This window comes from Cyclobacterium salsum (genome assembly GCF_010119245.1).
Classification (GTDB): domain Bacteria; phylum Bacteroidota; class Bacteroidia; order Cytophagales; family Cyclobacteriaceae; genus Cyclobacterium; species Cyclobacterium salsum.
This window is the reverse complement of record NZ_WNKG01000012.1, coordinates 157,548-177,460: the sequence shown is the minus strand read 5'-3', so window position 1 is coordinate 177,460 and position 19,913 is coordinate 157,548. Positions and strand designations below refer to the sequence as shown.

At 44.7% G+C, this 19,913-nt stretch carries 21 protein-coding genes and 1 tRNA gene; 6 read left to right on the top strand and 16 right to left on the bottom strand.

All coding sequences use genetic code 11. The features are described 5' to 3' along the window. The first annotated feature begins 70 nt into the window (after positions 1-70). Entirely contained in the window at positions 71-499 is a 429-nt protein-coding gene (locus tag GJS45_RS19975) for a response regulator (protein ID WP_162343633.1), read from the top strand. Positions 500-638: 139 nt separating this feature from the next. After that, positions 639-4,199: a chromosome segregation protein SMC gene (gene smc, locus GJS45_RS19970; protein ID WP_162343632.1), complete on the top strand. Its 3,561-nt coding sequence runs from the start codon at positions 639-641 to the stop codon at positions 4,197-4,199. Positions 4,200-4,244: 45 nt separating this feature from the next. On the opposite strand, the gene GJS45_RS19965 is transcribed toward smc, so the two are convergent. From GJS45_RS19965 to GJS45_RS19890, 16 genes are all read right to left on the bottom strand, one after another. Further along, positions 4,245-4,733, bottom strand: a complete 489-nt coding sequence (locus tag GJS45_RS19965; RefSeq protein ID WP_162343631.1) for a DUF6691 family protein — start codon at positions 4,731-4,733, stop codon at positions 4,245-4,247. A gap of 42 nt (positions 4,734-4,775) precedes the next feature. Continuing rightward, a complete protein-coding gene (locus GJS45_RS19960; RefSeq protein ID WP_162343630.1) occupies positions 4,776-5,357 on the bottom strand; it encodes a YeeE/YedE family protein in 582 nt (193 codons plus the stop codon). A gap of 122 nt (positions 5,358-5,479) precedes the next feature. Next, positions 5,480-6,901, bottom strand: a complete 1,422-nt coding sequence (locus GJS45_RS19955; RefSeq protein ID WP_162343629.1) for an MBL fold metallo-hydrolase — start codon at positions 6,899-6,901, stop codon at positions 5,480-5,482. Between the two features lie 80 nt (positions 6,902-6,981). Next, a complete protein-coding gene (locus GJS45_RS19950; RefSeq protein WP_162343628.1) occupies positions 6,982-7,308 on the bottom strand; it encodes a rhodanese-like domain-containing protein in 327 nt (108 codons plus the stop codon). Between the two features lie 357 nt (positions 7,309-7,665). Further along, positions 7,666-8,130, bottom strand: coding sequence for an ExbD/TolR family protein (locus GJS45_RS19945; RefSeq protein WP_162343627.1), 465 nt, complete (start codon positions 8,128-8,130; stop codon positions 7,666-7,668). A 2-nt stretch (positions 8,131-8,132) separates the two neighbouring features. Next, complete coding sequence (locus GJS45_RS19940) at positions 8,133-8,771, bottom strand: ExbD/TolR family protein (RefSeq protein WP_162343655.1); 639 nt, start codon at positions 8,769-8,771, stop codon at positions 8,133-8,135. Beyond that, positions 8,771-9,100 carry a hypothetical protein gene (locus GJS45_RS19935; protein WP_162343626.1) on the bottom strand — a complete coding sequence of 110 codons (330 nt, stop codon included), beginning with the start codon at positions 9,098-9,100 and terminating at the stop codon, positions 8,771-8,773. The genes GJS45_RS19940 and GJS45_RS19935 overlap by 1 nt, the downstream gene beginning before the upstream one ends. Positions 9,101-9,160: 60 nt before the next feature. After that, on the bottom strand, positions 9,161-9,979 hold the full coding sequence (locus GJS45_RS19930; RefSeq protein ID WP_162343625.1) for a MotA/TolQ/ExbB proton channel family protein: 819 nt from the start codon (positions 9,977-9,979) through the stop codon (positions 9,161-9,163). Positions 9,980-10,276: 297 nt separating this feature from the next. Beyond that, positions 10,277-10,364, bottom strand: a tRNA-Ser gene (locus tag GJS45_RS19925). 163 nt (positions 10,365-10,527) lie between these two features. Beyond that, entirely contained in the window at positions 10,528-11,604 is a 1,077-nt protein-coding gene (locus tag GJS45_RS19920) for an asparaginase (protein WP_162343624.1), read from the bottom strand. Further along, positions 11,594-12,376, bottom strand: a complete 783-nt coding sequence (locus GJS45_RS19915) for a TatD family hydrolase (RefSeq protein ID WP_162343623.1) — start codon at positions 12,374-12,376, stop codon at positions 11,594-11,596. Before GJS45_RS19915 ends, GJS45_RS19920 begins: the two co-directional genes overlap by 11 nt. Continuing rightward, positions 12,373-13,476, bottom strand: coding sequence for a glycosyltransferase (locus tag GJS45_RS19910; RefSeq protein WP_162343622.1), 1,104 nt, complete (start codon positions 13,474-13,476; stop codon positions 12,373-12,375). The genes GJS45_RS19915 and GJS45_RS19910 overlap by 4 nt, the downstream gene beginning before the upstream one ends. Before the next feature lies 1 nt (position 13,477). Further along, on the bottom strand, positions 13,478-14,104 hold the full coding sequence (locus GJS45_RS19905) for a polysaccharide deacetylase family protein (protein WP_162343621.1): 627 nt from the start codon (positions 14,102-14,104) through the stop codon (positions 13,478-13,480). After that, positions 14,091-15,323, bottom strand: coding sequence for a PP2C family protein-serine/threonine phosphatase (locus GJS45_RS19900; RefSeq protein ID WP_162343620.1), 1,233 nt, complete (start codon positions 15,321-15,323; stop codon positions 14,091-14,093). Before GJS45_RS19900 ends, GJS45_RS19905 begins: the two co-directional genes overlap by 14 nt. 1 nt (position 15,324) lies before the next feature. Further along, positions 15,325-15,576 carry a hypothetical protein gene (locus tag GJS45_RS19895; RefSeq protein WP_162343619.1) on the bottom strand — a complete coding sequence of 84 codons (252 nt, stop codon included), beginning with the start codon at positions 15,574-15,576 and terminating at the stop codon, positions 15,325-15,327. 43 nt (positions 15,577-15,619) lie between these two features. Further along, on the bottom strand, positions 15,620-16,741 hold the full coding sequence (locus tag GJS45_RS19890) for a glycosyltransferase (protein ID WP_162343618.1): 1,122 nt from the start codon (positions 16,739-16,741) through the stop codon (positions 15,620-15,622). A 35-nt stretch (positions 16,742-16,776) separates the two neighbouring features. Here GJS45_RS19890 and ruvC point away from each other — a divergent pair, with 35 nt between their 5' ends. From ruvC to GJS45_RS19870, 4 genes are all read left to right on the top strand, one after another. After that, positions 16,777-17,352 carry a crossover junction endodeoxyribonuclease RuvC gene (ruvC, locus tag GJS45_RS19885; RefSeq protein WP_162343617.1) on the top strand — a complete coding sequence of 192 codons (576 nt, stop codon included), beginning with the start codon at positions 16,777-16,779 and terminating at the stop codon, positions 17,350-17,352. Between the two features lie 67 nt (positions 17,353-17,419). Next, the gene (locus tag GJS45_RS19880) at positions 17,420-17,836 is read left to right on the top strand and encodes a nucleotidyltransferase substrate binding protein (protein WP_162343616.1); all 417 of its coding nucleotides are present in this window, start codon (positions 17,420-17,422) and stop codon (positions 17,834-17,836) included. A gap of 117 nt (positions 17,837-17,953) precedes the next feature. Then, on the top strand, positions 17,954-19,243 hold the full coding sequence (locus tag GJS45_RS19875; protein WP_162343615.1) for an LVIVD repeat-containing protein: 1,290 nt from the start codon (positions 17,954-17,956) through the stop codon (positions 19,241-19,243). After that, on the top strand, positions 19,244-19,840 hold the full coding sequence (locus GJS45_RS19870) for a hypothetical protein (protein ID WP_162343614.1): 597 nt from the start codon (positions 19,244-19,246) through the stop codon (positions 19,838-19,840). It begins immediately after the preceding gene. Positions 19,841-19,913 lie beyond the last annotated feature (73 nt).

Below are 19,913 nucleotides of genomic sequence, written 5' to 3'. Positions count from 1 at the left end.
TGATAAATTCGGAAGACAGTAGAAGTACCTGTCAAAAACAAGCAATCGGGTCAGTTAAAAAAAGAATCGAATGAAAGAAAAACTTGAAACCATAATAGTGGACGACGATATTTTAACGCTACATTATATCCGAAAAATCGTCAAAACGTCACCTATTGACGGACCGATTCATACATCTGAAAATGGTAAACTTGCATTTGATGTGTTGGACAACCGAAAAGATGAATTTGATAATATTCTGGTCTTTTTAGATATCAACATGCCGGTAATGGACGGTTGGTCCTTTCTGGACACCCTCCAGGACAAAGACTACAAGGATAAAATCCAGGTAGTAATGGTCACTTCCTCCACGGATCCGGCAGACAAAGCCAAATCCGGAAAGTACCCCCAGGTTATTGGATACCTGGAAAAGCCCGTTTATCCACAGGTATTTACGGAAATTTACAATCTATTTGACAAAAATATCGTCATTACAAAAAACAAGGGTGCCGTAAATTGATTCCATCCGGAACCGAACCACCCAATAAAAGCCAGTCAACTACTCGTTGAACTGGCTTTTTGATTGATATCCAACCTAAGCTTCCTTGCTATTTGGAACCTTTAGGTTAAATTTGTTTGGCGATAACCTTACCTATTACATGCAGCTTTCCAAATTAGAAATCAGGGGATTTAAAAGTTTCGGTGACAAAGTACTGATTCATTTTGACAAAGGTATTACCGGGATCGTAGGTCCCAATGGTTGCGGGAAATCAAATGTGGTCGATGCCATCCGATGGGTGTTGGGAGAACAAAAGACCCGCATGCTGCGCTCTGACAAGATGGAAAATGTTATTTTCAACGGGACAAAAAACCGGAAGCCTCTAAACATGGCCGAGGTATCGCTGACCTTTGAAAACACCAAAAACCTCCTCCCCACCGAATATACCCATGTTACGATTTCGCGAAGGTATTACCGATCAGGTGACAGCGAATACCTACTAAATGGCGTAACCTGCCGGCTGAAGGACATCACCAATCTGTTCATGGATACAGGCATCAATTCCAACAGCTATGCCATTATTGAGTTGAAAATGATTGATGAATTGCTCAATGACAAGAACAATTCCAGGAGGGAGCTTTTTGAAGAAGCGGCCGGCATATCTAAGTTCAAAACCCGTAAAAAGGAAACCCTGCGAAAACTAGAGGATACCGACGCGGACCTGGACCGGGTGGAAGATTTGCTTTATGAAATAGAAAAAAACCTAAAATCTCTTGAAAAACAAGCCCGCCAGGCTGCCCGGTATTTTGAAATCAAAAAATCCTACAAAGCCTCCAACATTGCTTTAGCAAAAAAAGGTGTGCTCCAACACCGGGATGGCCTCATCCAGTTGAATCAAAAGCTGGAGGAGGAAAGTGACCGTAAAGTTCAGTTAAATGCGACCATCGCCGCCAAAGAAGCGGCCCTGGAAAACCTGAAAACGGAGATGGTTACTAAAGAAAAATTGCTGGGTAGCCGGCAAAAGACACTGAACGAACACGTGCTCAAAATACGGCAGTTTGAAAGTGATAAAAAAATAAAAAATGAGCGGCTTCGATTCCTACAGGACAAATCACAAGAATTGCGAGTGCAAATCGAAGAGGATAAAAAGAGTAACGAACGGGCAAGCTTCAGTATCCGCTCACTGGAACAGGAAAAGGCCGTTGCGGCAAAATTGATCGCGGAGAAAGAACTTCAGGTACAAGACCTCAAAGCCATCTATGAAGACAAAAAATCCCAGCATGCCGCTACCCAGGAAAAGCAGCGGGTCCTGCAAAGCAACTATTCTGGTAAAAGGGATGAGATGTACCAGCTTTCGAAAAGCCAGGAAATAAAACAGATTCAGCTCACTACCTTAAAGCAGGAATTGGAAAAGACTGCTACCGACGATAGCAGCCAGGTGGAGAATCTGGCCGGTTTCAAGGAAAAACTGGAAGTCATTCAAAGCCAACTGGAAGTGGAGAAGCGGGAATTGCATCGGATAAAAACTGATGAAGAAGCCCACCAGCAGAAATTGGAAGCAACTAACCGGACCCAGGAACTGATCCGGGAAGAACTTACTCAGGTCAACCGAAAATTAGATGCCAAAAGTAATGAGTTTCAACTTACCAAATCGCTGGTGGATAACCTCGAAGGCTTTCCGGAAGCGATAAAATTTTTAAAGAAAAACAGCAGTTGGGGAAAAAACACCCCCCTCCTATCCGACATCCTGACAACCGATGAAAAATACAGGGTGACGATCGAAAATTTCCTGGAGACCTACATGAATTATTATGTGGTAGAGCAGGAAAAGGAAGCCATAGAGGCAGTGAAATTATTGAGCGACGCCGGAAAAGGAAAGGCGAACTTCTTTATTCTGGAGCGGTTTGAAAAATTCCGTCCTACCCAAAACAAACTGTTTTCGGATGCGGTACCAGCAACTGAAATCATCGAATATGACAGCAAATACGCCCGCCTGGTAGGATACCTGCTGGATGATGTTTATATTTTTAACGGGGACATACACCAGGTTCCCAAAACACAGGAAGCCATTTTTATTACTGAAAGTGGTAAATTTATTGACAGACGCTTTACGATTTCCGGAGGCTCGGTAGGTCTCTTTGAAGGGAAACGAATAGGCCGGGCCAAGAACCTGGAAAAACTGGAAAAGGAAATCAAAAATCTTCAAAAAAACATCAATGAAATTAAAACCAATCTGGACAACAAAACGGCGGAGTATTCCAATCTAAAAGCCATCAGCTTCAAATCGGCTCTTGAAGAAAAACAATCGGTCGTTAATGAATTGAATCAGGAATACGTTTCTGTGAAAACGAAAAAGGAGCAATTGGCTGAGATGCTTACTTCCAATGCCAATAAAAAGGAGGATATCCAGGAGAAAATTCACGAGCTGTCGGAAGAGCTATCGGAACTAGGTCCAACGCTTCAAACGGAAAAACAGGCCTTTTCAGCCCTGGAGGAAGAAATTCAAGAGATCAACCAACACCTGCTGGAGGCGGGAGAGGAACTTTCCCGCTGTTCTTCCCAATACAATGAAGAAAACATCCGCTTTCACCAGCAAGAAAATAAGCTCCAAAGCATTGAGCAGGAAATCGGCTTTAAACAAAGCACCTTTGACAGCAGCCATGAACGCATAGAGAAGTCCCAAAAAGAATTGACGCAAACCGATCAGGAGATAAGGGGGCTGATCGATAACAATGAGGTGAAGGATGATGAACTCATTGAATTGTATACGGAAAAGGAGCAGATAGAAGCTGGGGTAAGCGAAGCGGAAAAGGCCTATTATGCGCTCCGGGGAGAAATAGACCAATCCGATAAATCCATTCGTGAGATCCAACAAAATAAAGAACGTGTGGATGGCCTGATCATGGAATTCAAGCAGGGTGCCAACGAAATCAATCTGAAACTAAATGCGATAAAAGAACGGCTAAACGTGGAATTTGAACTGGACCTGGATCAGCTGATGCAGGAAGATCCCGAGGAGACGGAGGAATTTGCCGGGAAAGATGAGGCGACGCTCAGGGAAGAAGTGCAGCAGGCTAAAAGCAAGCTAGAGAAAATGGGTCCGATCAATCCCATGGCCATGGAGGCCTTTGATGAAATCAAGGAAAGGCATGTGTTTATCACGGATCAAAAAGAGGATCTCATCAAAGCCAAAGAGTCCCTAATCACCACCATTAGTGAGATCGACCAGGTAGCCAGGGAAACTTTTCTGGATGCCTTTGGGAAAATCAAAGAAAACTTTGTAAAAGTCTTTCGGTCATTGTTTACAGAAGAAGACGATTGCGATTTAAAACTTACGGATCCGGACATGCCTCTGGAAAGCAGCATTGAGATTATTGCCAAACCCAAAGGAAAAAGACCCCTTTCCATCAATCAGCTTTCAGGAGGAGAAAAAACCCTGACTGCCACTTCCCTTCTATTCTCAATTTATCTGCTCAAACCCGCCCCCTTCTGTATTTTTGATGAAGTGGATGCACCCTTGGACGATGCTAATATTGATAAATTCAATCAGATCATTCAGACCTTTTCCAACGAGTCCCAGTTCATTATTGTGACGCACAATAAACGAACCATGGCCAGCACGGATATTATTTATGGCATTACCATGATTGAGGCAGGGGTATCCAGAGTGGTACCGGTAGACCTGAGAGAATTGGTAGAAGAAGAGGGGGAGGAAGGCTAACTAATATAAAAGCCGGACCCATCAAATGGCCCGGCTTAAATCCTCTCAATTAGGTAATTTATCAGCAAATTTTCCGTACACCCAGGTGCCAGCAATCGCACTTAGCAAGGTCACTACAATCACCGAATAGCCAAATCCTATTTGGGCAAATAAAGGCCCGGGACAGGCTCCGGTAAGTGCCCAACCGAGACCGAAAATAAATCCCCCGATCACCTGGCCTTTCCTGAATTCCTTGTCTGCAATCTTAATCGGTTCACCGCTTATTGTCTTTACACCAAACTTCTTGATGAGCTGGATGGAAACCATTCCTACCAAAATGGCAGATCCTATCACTCCATACATAAAGAAGGACTGTAATCGGAACATTTCCTGAATCCGAAACCAGGATATTACTTCTGCTTTTACAAATACGATCCCAAATAAAACACCCACTATCAGGTATCTCAATAACTTCCATCCAGATTCTCCGGACTTGCCCATGTTAGGGGCTTCACATTCTACCGGATTGGCTGGTATTTTTTCTTTTACTTCCATTTCGTTCTTTTTTGATTTGTTTAAATTCCCTTTAACGATACCTTAAAATCCAACCAAAGCCATGATAAAAGGCAGGATCAAGTGAGTCATTACAAACCCGCCAATCATGAAAAAGACCGTTGCGAGCATCGATGGCCACTGCAGATTACTGATGCCCATTATGGCATGACCAGAAGTACAGCCTCCTGCATACCGGGTACCAAAACCAATCAGAAAACCTCCAATAACAAAAAAGAAAAGCCCTTTAAGCGTAAACAGATTGGACCAGCTAAAAATATCTGCCGGCAACAGGCTATTGAAATCAGTGATTCCTAATTGGGCTAAATCCTGTTGCGTGCTTTCTGCCACTACTACTGCCGCCGGATTGGAAAGAAAGAGCGCGGCGATCACTCCCCCAAGAAATATACCGACTACAAACAGGATATTCCATAATTCCTTCTTCCAGTCGTATTGGAAAAAAGGGATTTTTGCCGGTATGCAGGCAGCGCAGGCATGCCGCAGCGAGGAGGATATGCCAAAGGATTTATTGCCAATTAACAATAGGGCTGGCACGGTTAATCCAATCAAGGGACCGGCCACATACCAGGGCCAGGGTTGCTTAATCCATTCTATCAATTGTTCCATTTTTATTACGTTTTAATTTAAATTTTTCTTTTTCCCTTAGCGAACTACCAAGAAGGAAACTTTTTATAAAAATGGCAGGGAAGCTTTCCCTGCCATGAACCAACACATCAACCAAAAAAAGCTTACAATAACGTTGTGGGGCAAACGTATTCACTTACTTCAAACTTTCCCGATGCTTTTATGGCATCAAACCCACCTTGAATATCAACCAAATTGTCATAACCTCTGGCCCTCAAAACCGAGTTGAAAATCATGGATCGATACCCTCCAGCACAATGTACGTAATAGGTTTGCTCTCTGTTTATTTCAGCCAGCGTTTCATTAATGTAATCCAACGGTACATTTTCCGCCCCAATCAGATGTTCGCTTGTATGTTCACTGGCCTTTCTGACATCCAGTATTTTCATTTCCGAATTGGCTTTCTTAAGATTTGAAAGTTCATCCACAGACACCATGGGAATGATATCCACTTCTTTACCAGCGTCTTTCCAGGCATCAAAGCCGCCTTTCAGGTAACCCAAAGCATGGTCGTAGCCCACTCTGGCCAAGCGTGTGATGACTTCTTCTTCCCTGCCTTCATCGGCTACCACCAGGATTTCCTGTTTCACATCCGGTATCAGTGTTCCTACCCAAACGGCAAAACTTCCATCGATGCCAATATTTATGGCGTTTGGTATAAAGCCTTTGGCAAATACCTCCGGCTTCCGGGTATCCAGGACTACCGCCCCCGTTTCGTTCGCGGCAGCTTCAAAAGCATCCGGAGACAAGGCTTGCTGTCCCCTATCCAACACCTCATCTATGCTATCATAGCCCTGAATGTTCATTAACACATTCTGAGGAAAATAGGAAGGAGGGGGTGTCAATCCGGTAAGTACTTCCTTAATGAAGTCTTCCTTGCTCATTTCCTGCAAGGCATAATTGGTTTTCTTTTGGTTTCCCAACGTATCGCTGGTTTCCTTGCTCATGTTTTTACCACAAGCACTGCCAGCACCGTGCGCAGGATATACAATCAGATGGTCCGCCAAGGGCATGATTTTTTCACGCAGGGAGTCGTAGAGATGAGCCGCAAGCTTTTCCTGGGTAAGGTCTTTGATCACCTTTTGTGCAAGATCCGGTCTTCCTACATCCCCTATAAACAGGGTATCACCAGTAAACAAGGCCACTTCCTTTCCGGTTTCATCTTTCACTAAAAAGACGGAACTTTCCATGGTATGGCCCGGGGTATGAATGAGGGTAACCGTTGCACCGCCCACTTGAAATTCTTGATTATCTTTGGCCACAATCGCCTCAAAGCCCATGGGCATCTCCGTCGGCCCAAATACAATTTCAGCACCGGTCTTGGTAGATAAATCCTGGTGTCCGGAAACGAAATCCGCATGAAAATGGGTTTCAAAAATGTATTTGATTGTGGCTCCGTTTCGTTCGGCTTTTTCTATATAGGGCTGTACTTCCCGTAAGGGATCCACAATGGCCGCTTCACCGTTCGACTCAATATAATAGGCCCCCTGGGCCAGGCAACCCGTATAAATTTGTTCTATCTTCATTGGAATAATTGATTAATGATTGATAATGCAAAATAGGACCTCTTGCACCCCAGTTATAGGACTTTGGTCACACAAGAAGTTTAATAGGGCCAGGATATAATACCTCCTGCCAGGTTATATACTTTTTCAAAACCTAAATCTGCCATGGTATCACAGGCATGACCACTGCGATTCCCACTGCGACAATACAAGTAGTACGCCTTGTCTTTGGGCAAATTTTGAATTTGTTTGTTGAAACCCGGGGCCATCATATCCATATTCCTGGCACCGGGAAGTTTTCCGGCGGAAAACTCACCAGGCGTTCTTACATCAATGATAACCGCTTCCTTTCCTTTCATACCATTATAGAATTCTTCGGCATTCAGGTCTGTATATTGCTTTGCTTTTTTATGAAATAAATTAAACATTTCCTTCTTTTGTTAAAATACATAACAAAAGTAAAGCATGAATGGAGGAGAAAAAGTAATATTTATCACATTAGAGGTCAGGCATGAAGAGGTACGTTCCACAGTGTTAAAAAAGCTCCACTCACAGAAAGGGGATGACATTTCCTTTCACGCAGCGATCCTAGCACCTGCTAGGAGAAATGGGTAGCTATATACGCCCGATAGTAATTTGAGGAGGGAAGCGTACTGGAATCACCAGAAAAAGTCCGAGACAGGCTGACACCACTTCAGAGCGGGGCAGGAAATATCCGGCAAATAACGTTAAAAAAAAAGCTACCTTATACAGGTAGCCTTAATTCATTTCTATTCAGTTTTGAATTAATTATTCTCCACTCTTCCTACGGAGGCATACATCAATTTTCGGGCATCTGCTTCCCTTAATTCAAATTGAATGTCGCTAATAGGACCCATTTTCACATCTCTATCGGCTTTGAGAGAGATCCAAATCTGATCTCTTTCAGCTTCAGAAAGATTATCCTTTTGCTGGTTTACCCAAAGTACAATGTCCGAAGTATTGATCAGCACATCATTTGCCTGGATTCGTGGCTCCGAACCGTACAAAGAAGTATTCTTAGGTTGCCCCACATACAGATAAGAAATCAAGGTTTTCTTTTGGATTTTCTGAAGTTGGGTAGCCTGAGGAATCTTCTGTTCAACCAATATTTCCTGTTCCCTCAATACAGTTGTCACCATAAAGAAGAACAACAACATAAAGATGATATCAGGTAGCGCCGAAGTTGGAATATTGGTTTCCGCTTTGGTTTTCTTTTTAAACTTTGACATAGTTAGTTTCCGATTTTATCAGGTTCAGCAATGGAAATCGCCATGGGAATATTTTCTTTTCCACGGTCCATAAGCTCCTTTTCGGCGGCAGTCTGACCTGACAAGGTTCTGTACTCTTCACCGGTAAGCCCCACACGCTCTCCATAAATCTCAAAGTAAGCTTTTTTGACTTCATCCAAAACCTCGAGATACTTTTCATAACTCGTTCCCCTATTGGTTTTAATGGAGATCACAGCTCCTCCGGACATGGGATGATCTGATGATTCCGGACTTTGCTCCGCCATACCCCTCAAGGAGGGCGGAAGACTATTGAATAATGCTACCGCATCCTCATCAGGATTTCCAAAATTGAGAATGAATCGCTTGACTTCATCCGAAAGTCCATCAATATTTTGCCTAACTTCATCTTCAATAAAATACTGATCATTTAAATTAACGGATATTTTAAAAATATTACGCTCATTTAAATCCACCTCTGGAGGTGGCTCATTCGGATCCTGCTTGGGAGGAAGGATGTTCATAATCCCTTTGTCCGAAGCGATTGTCGTGGTTACGAGAAAGAAGATAAGAAGCAAGAAGGCGATGTCCGCCATCGACCCTGCATTTACCTCCTGACTCATTCTACCTCTCTTGCCCATGATTACTTAACAATTTTAGTGATTTCTGTAACTATAATTCCAAAGATTGCAAGTATTGCAAGCGCATATACTGTAATCAGCACACCACCTACCAATTTCGCACCCTCTGGTGTAATATTAAAAGGGTCTGCAGCGTATTTGGCTGCAATCTCACCGCTTGCTGAGGAGTAAGCGATGCCAAACAAACCAGCAATGACGATCACACCAAGCCCTGTCTTCAAAAGACTTTTGGGGTCACCAAAGGATTGGATCAGTGGCATCAGTATAGCAACTATTGCTCCAACAATGACTAGCAAGTACCCTGCATATAGAAATATATCAGTAGTATCCATTTTATCTTAAATCTTAAGTGAAATAAATCATTTTAAAGGTAAGGCATAAATTGACCAGGATTACCTGGTCAATTTATGCCTTACCAAAATGTCTACTAAGCTGATAGACGCATCTTCCATATCGTTTACGATAGAATCGATTTTCGCTACGCAATAGTTGTAAAACAACTGAAGAATAATAGCAACGATCAAACCGGCAACCGTAGTCAAAAGAGCAATCTTAATACCACCGGCCACAAGAGACGGAGAAATATCACCTGCTGCTTCAATGGAGTCAAAGGCACCAATCATACCGATTACTGTACCCATGAAACCAAGCATAGGAGCCAGGGAAATAAACAGGGAGATCCAAACCAGACCTTTTTCCAGTCTACCCATTTCTACGGAACCGTAGGCAATAATGGATTTTTCAACCATATCAATGCCCTCTGAATAACGCATCAATCCTTGTGTAAAGATAGAAGCTACTGGACCTCTGGTGGCTTTCGTTACGTCTTTTGCTGCTTCAATTCCGCCTTCTTCCAACGCATTTTCTACCTTGGCCAATAGTTTCTTGGTGTTGGTGGTAGACAAGTTCAGCGTGATGATTCTTTCCAGGGCAACGGCCAATCCTAAGATCAAACACAGCAACACTGGTGTCATGTAGGTAGGGTCCCCTTCAATGAATTTGTCTTTGATTACCTGATGAAAGGATAATTCTTCATCAACAATTTCATCGTCGGTCATGACGGGAGTGGGATCCGGTTCAGGAGTTGGGGCAGGGGCAGCAGCCTCTTCCGTGGTGTCAGCTTCTGATTCTTCTGTTTCTTCTTGTGCTTTTGTGATCATCGGAGAAAATAAAATCCCGAAAAGCATGAACAAAGCGATTAACTTTTTCATAATGTAGTTTTTAATAGACTTTTAAAGGTTGAACGGTTTCAAATTCGAATTAAGTTTTTAAAGTTATAATTTTTTCAGCTCAAATTGCAAATGATTCCATTATAATTTCTGAGAAAACCCTTTCAGTTAATACCTGAAAGAACGGAATGTCAAGCTATTTTAATGAAACGGGCACCTGAAAAACAGATTACACCCATTACAACTTCCCAAAAGAAGCATAGCTGTTGTTTACATATGCAAAATGCTACCGAAGGTATCAATGAACTGAAAAAACTGCGCTTAAGCAGCTATTTTATGCAGAGAGGAAGGGATTCGAACCCTCGATACCCTTTAGGGGTATACACGCTTTCCAGGCGTGCTCCTTCGACCGCTCGGACACCTCTCTATTGCGGAAATTCTAATTTCATGCAGGAACAAATAAAATTAGAAAATTCAGCCCATGCAAATAAATACCTTCTTTTATTATGTAAAAAAATTTACCCACTAAACGGATTTTTTTGGTTATAAACGCTATGGGTTTGACGATCAAACCATTGATTCCAACCGGATCAATGACTTAATACGGACATCTCTCCGGCAAGCGGGGTCATCATTTTTCGTTTGATTTCGGTTTCATCGCTCTCATTGGCCAAAATAAACATCATTTTTGTAATCGCTGCCTCCGTAGTCATGTCCCCTCCACTCAAAACGCCGACCCGTTTGAGATCTTTGCTGGTCTGGTACCTGCCTTGAATCACCCTTCCTCCATTACACTGGGAAACATTAAAAATCAATAAGCCCTTGTCGACCGCCTCCTCCATGGATTGAATAAACCAATCCTCGCTGGGACTGTTTCCAGATCCATAGGTCTCCAGCACAATACCCTTCAATCCTTTCATTTGAAGACAATGTTGCACTACGTTTTTAGTAATACCAGGAAAAAGCTTGAGCACCATCACGTTATTGTCCAGACGGTTCAGGTATTTCAATTTCTTGCCTTCCTCATAGGGACGTATGGAGGCATAATTGTAGTCAATAACAATCCCGGATTCCGCCAGCGCAGGATAATTTTCAGACTCAAAGGCATCAAAATGCACGCTCTGGACTTTTTTCGCCCGGTTGCCACGCAGTAACATGTGATTGAAGAAAATACATACCTCCGGAACGACCGGTTTGCCATTGGCCTTGGATATCGCTATTTCCAGGGCAGTCATCAGGTTTTCCCTGGCATCCGAACGCATGGCACTGATGGGCAGTTGTGCACCGGTGAAGATTACCGGTTTGTTAAGCCCTGCCAACATGTAACTGAGCATGGAAGCACTGTAAGCCATGGTATCCGTACCGTGCAAAACCACGAAGCCGTCATAGGTATCGTAATTTTCATAAATAATGTAGGCCATATCCACCCAATGCTGCAGGTTGATATTGGAGGAATCAATGGGCTCTGGAAATGAGATTACCGTAATACTGATATTCAGGCTGTTCAGATTGGGGATTTTTTCCAGAATTTTCCCAAAATTAAAGGGAACCAACGCCCCTTGTTCATCATAGGCCATCCCCAGGGTGCCCCCGGTGTAGATTATCAGTACCGCATATTCGATATCCGTCTTGGCTGCTGTGTTTAAGCGGACAATTTTATAATTCATCGAAAGGCTGTTTGAAAACTGTCATAGCGTTATTGCTGGTTTTTATGGCCACTTCCTCCACGGAGGTTTGGACAAACGCAGCCATCTTGTCGGCAATATAAGGAATGTATTCCGGTGAATTTCGCTTGCCTCTATAAGGCACAGGGGCCAGGTAGGGACTATCCGTTTCCAATACCAGATGGTCCATGCCTACCGCTGCTACCACTTCCCCCAGGCCACTATTCTTATAAGTAAGCGTGCCGCCAATGCCCAGGTAAAACCCCATTTCAAGGACTTGCCTGGCTTGTGAAAGATTGCCCGAAAAGCAATGGAAGATGCCCGTCAACCCTTCCTCATGCTCGGATTCCAGCAGCGCGATGGTTTCATCCAAAGAGGATCGGCAATGTAAAACCAGGGGAAGGCTTTTTTGTTTTGCCCAGCGAATGTGTCTGCGCAAGGATTCCTGTTGCTGCTCAAAATAGGTTTTGTCCCAATAAAGGTCGATCCCCGTCTCCCCTACCGCACAAAACGAGTGCTTTTCCCACCATTTCTCCATTTGGGAAAGTTGCTCCTCAAAATCCGGCCCCACATCACAAGGATGCAATCCCAGCATGGAATAGCAAACGCCCGGAAAATCCCTTTCAATTTCCAGCATTCCCGGAATGGACTCCAGGTCGATATTCGGCATAAAAAATTTAGCAATGCCAGCTTCCATGGCCCTTTGAATGACTTCCTTTCGGTCAGAATCAAATTTTTTGCTGTACAAGTGGGCGTGCGTTTCAATCAGTGTCATTTATACCTGCGTTTTTTCCATTCGATGGCACCGGGCCAAAAATAATATAATACGGTGGACCAGCTTACGATCCAGTTATAGATTTCAAAACCTATTAATTCTCCTGGCTTCGTTTTAGTTTCCGTTTTTGCTGCAAATGTACCAATAAATAGGGACTGAGCCAGTATTTTTCCGGCCCAAGCCATCCCAGCCCAAAAGGGAAGCAGGTACAATGCAGGTACCAGGGCCAAATAAAACCCCACTTGAAGCCCTAAAAGCAGTTGCCAGTACCAGGGTAATAAAAAAGCTCCCCGCATCCAGCGTTTCCGCTGTTGCATCAATTGACCGAAACCTGGTTCGGGCAAGGTCTTCACCAGCACTTCCCTATCCACCAGGTGAATAGGACGCATACCCTCGCGAAACAGCGCTCTGGCCAGTGCCAGGTCCTCCGTTACTTCCTTCTTCACTCCATAAAATCCCCCTACCTTCTCGTAGGGATTCTTACCTACACACATGTTGTTTCCCATGGCAGTAAGGGTGAAATTCCAGTCGGATACCACTTTCACCTTTCCAAGGGTAAGCCACCAATCAAGGGCCTGCATCCGGGCAACTATTCCTTTTCCTGAAATGGTGGTAATTCCAGTGACTGCTCCATAGTGGTCCTGATAGGCTTTGGCCATGGTTTCCGCCCAAGCAGCCGGTACCTGACAGTCAGCATCGGTAAACATCATCAACTCTCCCTCCTGCACCCGGGTAGCCATGGCTGCCAGGGCAAGGGCCTTGCCGTTTTCCCCAAGTCCTGGCCGTTTGTCCAATGGAATCAACTGCCTGTTTTTTCCAAGCTTGGCCCAGGAAGCCAAAATGTTACCCGTTTCATCTTCACTGTGGTCGTCTGCTACCAGAAACCTTACTTTATGCTCCGGATACCGGAGCTGTTCTAAAGATCCTAAGCAGGCAGGGAGGTTTTTTGCTTCATTGCGACAGGGGAGTAAAATGCATATGGCAGGCAGATGGGCTGAAGGAGAGCGGTACGTTTTAAAATTCCAACGAATCCGGTACCAAAGAATCAGGTATTGCCACATCACCAAAAACAATATAAGTACTGCAGCGGGACCTACCATATTAAAGAGGCTGAGTGGTAAATCCGGAACCAGCCAAATGATCCAGGTAGCGAGGCAGCATGTTTCTTAGAAACTGACCGGATTTTTGCTGATCGTGAAAAAGGATGATCGAACCATTGTGGGTATTTTCCTTTAATTTCTTCAAGGATTTTTCGGGGGACATGCCCGGTAAAAAATCCCAGGAAATAAGGTCCCACAAAACAATTTCGTAGGCCGTCTTAAGTTTTCGCTTTTGCTGGCAACGGATTCGCCCGTAGGGAGGTCTGAATATCCGTGTATGTACCCCGGTGGTTTCACGTATGATTTCCTTACAATACCCAACGTCCCGCAAATAGCCCTCGCTATCTGTCTCCATGCCATTTAAGTGATGAAAGGTGTGGTTTCCTATGCCATGACCGCCCCTTACCACCCTCCGGGCCAGCGAAGCCGCCTTGCGAACGTTTTCCCCTACCATAAAGAAGGTAGCTTTCATCCCGTGCTTTTCCAATTCTTCCAGAACAAAATCAGTAACTCCCGCCACCGGACCGTCATCAAAGGTCAGAAAAACCGTTTTCTGACTCCTGTTTTTATGCCAGGTGTAATCGCTGAATACCGTCTGTGCAATGTCCGGGATTTTAAAAGGCCTCATGTCCATTGAATTGCAGGCTTAAAAGGGTAAGGTCATCTCTTCTGGAAACACCAGCAGAAAAAGCATCCAGCGCGGAGAAAAAGTCGGCGTGAAATTCCTCCGGGCTGATCCCTTCATGGGACCCGATAAAGCCCAAAAACCGTTCTTCCCCAAATTCCTCCTCTGAAGGGTTCAGGGTTTCCGTAAGCCCGTCCGTGTAGAGGTGCAACACGAAAGCATCCAGATTGTCCCGCTGACCCTCTTCCAAAAAGGGAAGTGACTCAAAAGCCCCTAAGATGGTGGTTCCGGCCTCCAACTCCTCCACCACCCTATCCTGTTCGGTACACAAAACCGGAGGGTTGTGCCCGGCATTGATATAACGGAGGGTTCGGTCGGAATACCGGTAGTGTCCCAGAAAGAAGGTAATGAAACGTTCTCCCTTGGTATTTTCAAAGGTGGTCGTATTTAATTGTTCCACGATGGTTCGCAAGTCGGAACCACTCCTTAATAAGGTTCTTAATGCAGCTTGAAAATTGGACATCAGCAGGGAGGCAGGCATTCCCTTTCCGGATACATCCGCCACACAAAAATAAACCTCATTATCATTGGGCTGGATTAAATCGTAATAATCCCCTCCCACGGTACTGTGGGGGAAATAGGTAACTTTTGCTTTTAGTTTGGCATGACTGGGAAGACTCGAAGGAAGGAGCATGCGCTGCACATTACTGGCAATTTCCATTTCCTTCCGCAGACGCTCCTGCTCCAATTGTTTCCTGGCAAAGCGCTTGTTTTCCAGGGCTACTACCAAAATATTGGCCAGGGCCTGGGTGAAATCCAGATCCAGGTCCTTTTCCTTGTCTTTGGTATCTAGAAATAAGATGGCCAGCATTTTTTCCTTGTGATACACAGGGACATAGATATTGACCTCTGCAAAAGAATATTCCTGGGAGAGGCTCAAACTGAGCTTTCCCAGATCCTTATTTTCCTGAACATCGACTTTATGTATATGGTCCGGCAATTTACCTTTGACCTGATGGGATATACGCCGCTCAAAAAATTGCTCCTTTTCATTAAACACGTATAAGAGTAGGGCTTTGATATTGAGGTGCACCAGGCAGGTGAACTTAAAAATATTCAGCAATACCTTTTCGGTTTTATTCTCATTGATGGCCTGGGTAATTTCCAATAGGGCCTTTAATTCCAGTTCTTTTCGTTGGTATTTTAATGTCTCAGTGGTCATGTCAGAGGGTATTGTGATTCAAAAGCCCTTGCTTACTGGCCAGGTAATACAGTTCTTTACCTTTGGTAGTCAGCGAAGGGGAGCCGAAAATCTCCTGTTCGGGTCCTGAATAACATTTTATCCATTCCTTTTTCAGTAGCGATTCCAGGGTAAAAAGCAGTCGCTCATCTTCCCAACCCAGATTATTTTTTAGGTATTCGTAAGATTGCAGAAAATACAACTCATCCAGCAAGTCAAATTCATCATCGGTCATGTCAGCCCGTCGGTTAAATGGAATGACAAAAATAAGGGATTGATTAGTTTTTCCTTCCTTTCCAGGTATATTTTCCTGAGATCGCCCGGGGAAAGGTAATCAGAACCATCAACGGAAAAATCCAACCTGCCAGAAAATAATCCCCATTGCTTCCGGAGACTCCAAATTGCCGCAATACCCTGCCCAACACGGCCCATTCGGTAAGAAATTTCAGGACACCAAATAATACGGTCCAGCCGATAAAAGAAAATGAAATAAATGCGATCAGCATTGAAAAAACCTGACACAGGCTCAGCAGTACCAACGCGGCCGCCGCCATCGCATGCCCAACCTCCTTATGGGCATTCCACTTGCTCGCCCACCGGCTACGTTGCTCCATCCAGGCCCACCCATCAGGCAAAGGATTGGTTCGTACCAGGCAATCAGGGCTGGCATTATATTTTACTGCCTCTGGACCGTATTGGCGGACGATTTTCTTCATCAGAAATTCATCATCCCCAGTCAACAAATGCTCATTGCCCCGATATCCGGAAACGGCTTGAAAGCCGGATCTGCGAAAAGCCAGGTTGGCACCACTACACATTAGCGGGTTGCCCAGGTAATAGCTGACCCCGGTAAGCAACCCGATACTTGCCCATTCAACCCGTTGAAACCGGGCAAAGATTCCCGAGGCGGATGATGAAAGGACCGGACCGGCCACCAATTGAACCTCCGGCATGGCGAATGCAGCCGTCATTTCCCGAACCCATCCACTTTTTATTTGCACGTCGGCATCCGTAGTAAGAATCAAACCGGTGCTGCTACAATTAATCCCAGTTTGCAAGGCAGCCTTTTTTCCAATCCCGTCACTTTTCACGCACCTCCAATGCGGCAATCCCTCTTTTTTTATAAACGTTTTCAACAACAATCCTCCCCTATCTTCGCTGTGATCGTCAATGAAAATAACCGGAAGCTGATTGGGCAGGTGCCTTTGAAGATTTGGTAGCAAGATCTCCAGGTTTCCTTCTTCATTTCGAAAGGGAATCAGCACCGTACAATCCGGAATGACATTGGTAGGGCTTGTGCGGAGCTCAGGAAGCTTTTTCCAACAACGCGCTAAAAAGAGCAAGCCCAGGAGGTAAACCGCCATAATGGAAAAGCATAGCGTACCGAACAGTGAAACCATGTGCTGCTTTAAGGGAATTGTGGTAAATTGCAACGATGGGTAAAGAAGCAAAAATTCAGCAGAAGGAAAAAATAATTTTGGGCATCGACCCGGGTACCACCGTCATGGGATACGGGCTTATTTTGGTTCAGGGCAATAGCTATTCGGTGTTGCAGTTTGGCGTTATCCATTTAAAAAAATACAGTGACCCTGCCTTGAAACTGAAAAAAATATTTGACAAAATCAGCGGCATTCTGGAGGAGTTTTCCCCGGATGCCATGGCACTCGAAGCCCCCTTTTACGGACAAAACGTGCAATCCATGCTTAAACTGGGTAGGGCTCAGGGCGTGGCCATGGCGGCGGCACTGGCCAAAGAAATAGCTATTACGGAATACGCGCCAAAGAAGGTAAAACAATCGGTTACCGGCAATGGAAACGCCTCCAAGGTACAAGTAGCAGAAATGCTGAAAACCCTGTTGAACCTACAGGAACTGCCCCAATTGCTGGATGCCACGGATGCTCTGGCCGTCGCGCTGTGCCATCATTTCCACGAAGGACGGGTACAAACCCGCGGAAGAAGCGGGGGCTGGAAGTCCTTTCTTTCTGAAAACCCCGACCGAATAAAAAAATAACAACCTAAAAATTCCGATTTCAATGGTAAATTGGTACATTAGAGTAGCCCTTTAAAAGGTAGTGCTTATGAGAAAAATGGAATTGGATTGCGAAAATTGTTATGCCGAATTTGTAGATCGGCTCAATGATTTAAGAGATGTGGTTCAGGAAGGCAAAAGCCATGGAATGGATGACAGGATTCGGGCTGAAATAGTCAAGTCCTTCGAGAAAGCCCATGACGCTGCCTTGGAAACCATCGCTGCCTATTTCAGAAATCAGGGAAAACCACCCTTTTCCGGATCACGGGATGCTACCGTAGAGGCATTTCATGCGGATTTGATTGACGATGGACAGGGATGGCTGGACATGATTATTTGCAGGATTAAGTACAATCCCCTGTATCCCGGTGATTATTTGGGTTCACTGACAGAAAATATTGTCAAAAAATACATCGATTTTTTAGAGGGATTTGAACGGGTCATGGAGAAAAACCTGGACACCTAAAAATAAAAGTAAAAAAAACGTGATCCGATGTAGCACTTTTACAATTCATTGCGTCTCAGGAATAAGCATCCAAAAGAGATGCCCCTGAAAACCTTTTCAAATACGTTCCAATAGGCCATGAAAACACATCTACAAAAAAAATTCCGCCTGACCATGCAGCTGATGCTTTCGCTCATGCTGGTATTGGTTTTTCCTTCTTGCGAAGATCAACTGGAATCCACCTACACCTACCAAACGCAGGTGCCGGTCTTCCTGCAGGTAAATAGCTTCCGGGAAGCAGATATTATCATCGAACCGGCCAAACCGCTGGACAATCCCGGTAAAATCTACATTTTTGGTGATTATTTATTTATTTCCGAACCCGGGAAAGGAATCCATATTCTGGACAATACTAATCCTGCCAGTCCCCGCAACTTGAATTTTATCAACATCCCGGGAACGGGAGACATGGCAATCAATGATAATATTCTCTATGCCGATAATTACGTAGACTTACTCGCCTTCGATATTTCCGATCCACAGGACATTGAAATGGTCAAAAGGGAAGAAGACGTATTCCCTAATATGTATTCCAATGAAGAAACCGGAACCATCGTCACCTATAAAGATACCCTGATTACCTCCACCGATCCTAACATGTCGTGGTCAAGCTGGGGCCGGCCTGCATTCCGATCAGATTTTATGGCCATGGAATCTATGGCAGCTTACAATGGGGGAAGTAAAAGTGGCGGTGGACAAAGTTACGGACAGGGTGGTTCCATGGCACGGTTTACCCTACTCGGAGGACACCTGTATACGGTGGATGATTACGACCTGCGGGTATTCAGTGTAGAAGAACCCACCGACCCGCAATACCTGAAAAACATCAACCTGGGTTGGGGCATTGAGACTATTTTCCCATTTAAAGGAAAATTATTTATAGGTTCCATGACCGGCATGCACATTTACGATGCCAGCAACCCCTCCGACCCCCAAAAAATGGCTGTCTACGAGCACGTGACTTCCTGTGATCCCGTGGTTGTAAACGATGATTACGCATTTGTGACCCTGAGAAGTGCCGCGGTTTGCCGTATGGGGGCCGACGAATTGCATGTGCTGGACATTAAAGACCTGTACAACCCCCAGTTGATCAAATCCTATCCCATGGATAACCCGCATGGACTAGGTCTTTCGGGAGATTATTTGTACCTTGCAGAAGGCGAACACGGGTTGAAGAGTTTTAACGTGGCAGATGTCTTGGAGATCAGTAATAACCGTTTGGAACACCTGAAAGATTTTACTGCCATAGACATCATCCCCGGACCCAAATCCCTGATCGTGATTGGCCCGGATGGCGTTTGTCAGTTTGACTACTCGGACCCGGAAAAATTAAAGAAATTAAGCTGTATCAATGTATCTTTTCGATAGATGAAGGTCATTTATACCATTTTTGCAGCGACCCTATATTTGGCCTGTCCTTCTAACAGCTGGGGACAGGCCTTTTCTTACACCCATCATTCGGAAATGGGTATGCTAACCGGCAGGGATAATTTTGGCGAACGAATCAATTTCACCTTTCAAACCTTTAACGGATTTCAACTTACGGAGCGACATGCTTTTGGATTTGTAACCGGACTGGACCAATATGGCAGCCTCTCTGTGGTACCCATCGCCATGGGGTGGCGGGCGGTTTTAAACCCGGAGGACACCTGGCAGCTTTATGGGGGTTTGGATCTCGGATTCGGCTCCACCCTGCTGGAGCCCACGGTGGTCACCGAATGGAACGAACACCGATGGCAGGAAGGAGGCTTTATGGGGCAGGGCAGCATAGGGCTGCGGCTAAAAACGAAAAGGGCCAACTTCTGGACCCTTAGCCTGTCGTACAAACGGCAAATATATCACCTCACCACTGCCAATCCCCTGGAAATCTCCCCTGACCGGAATCGACCGGAGGACTGGAGCTATTACGCCAAAGACAAAATTACCTTTAATAATGTGGTGTACCGGTTGGGGTATTGGTTTTGAAAAATTGAAATTTGGTCACAAAAACAGGATTGCAAATCCTGGATATCTGGAGTTCGACATTGCAAATGTCGAA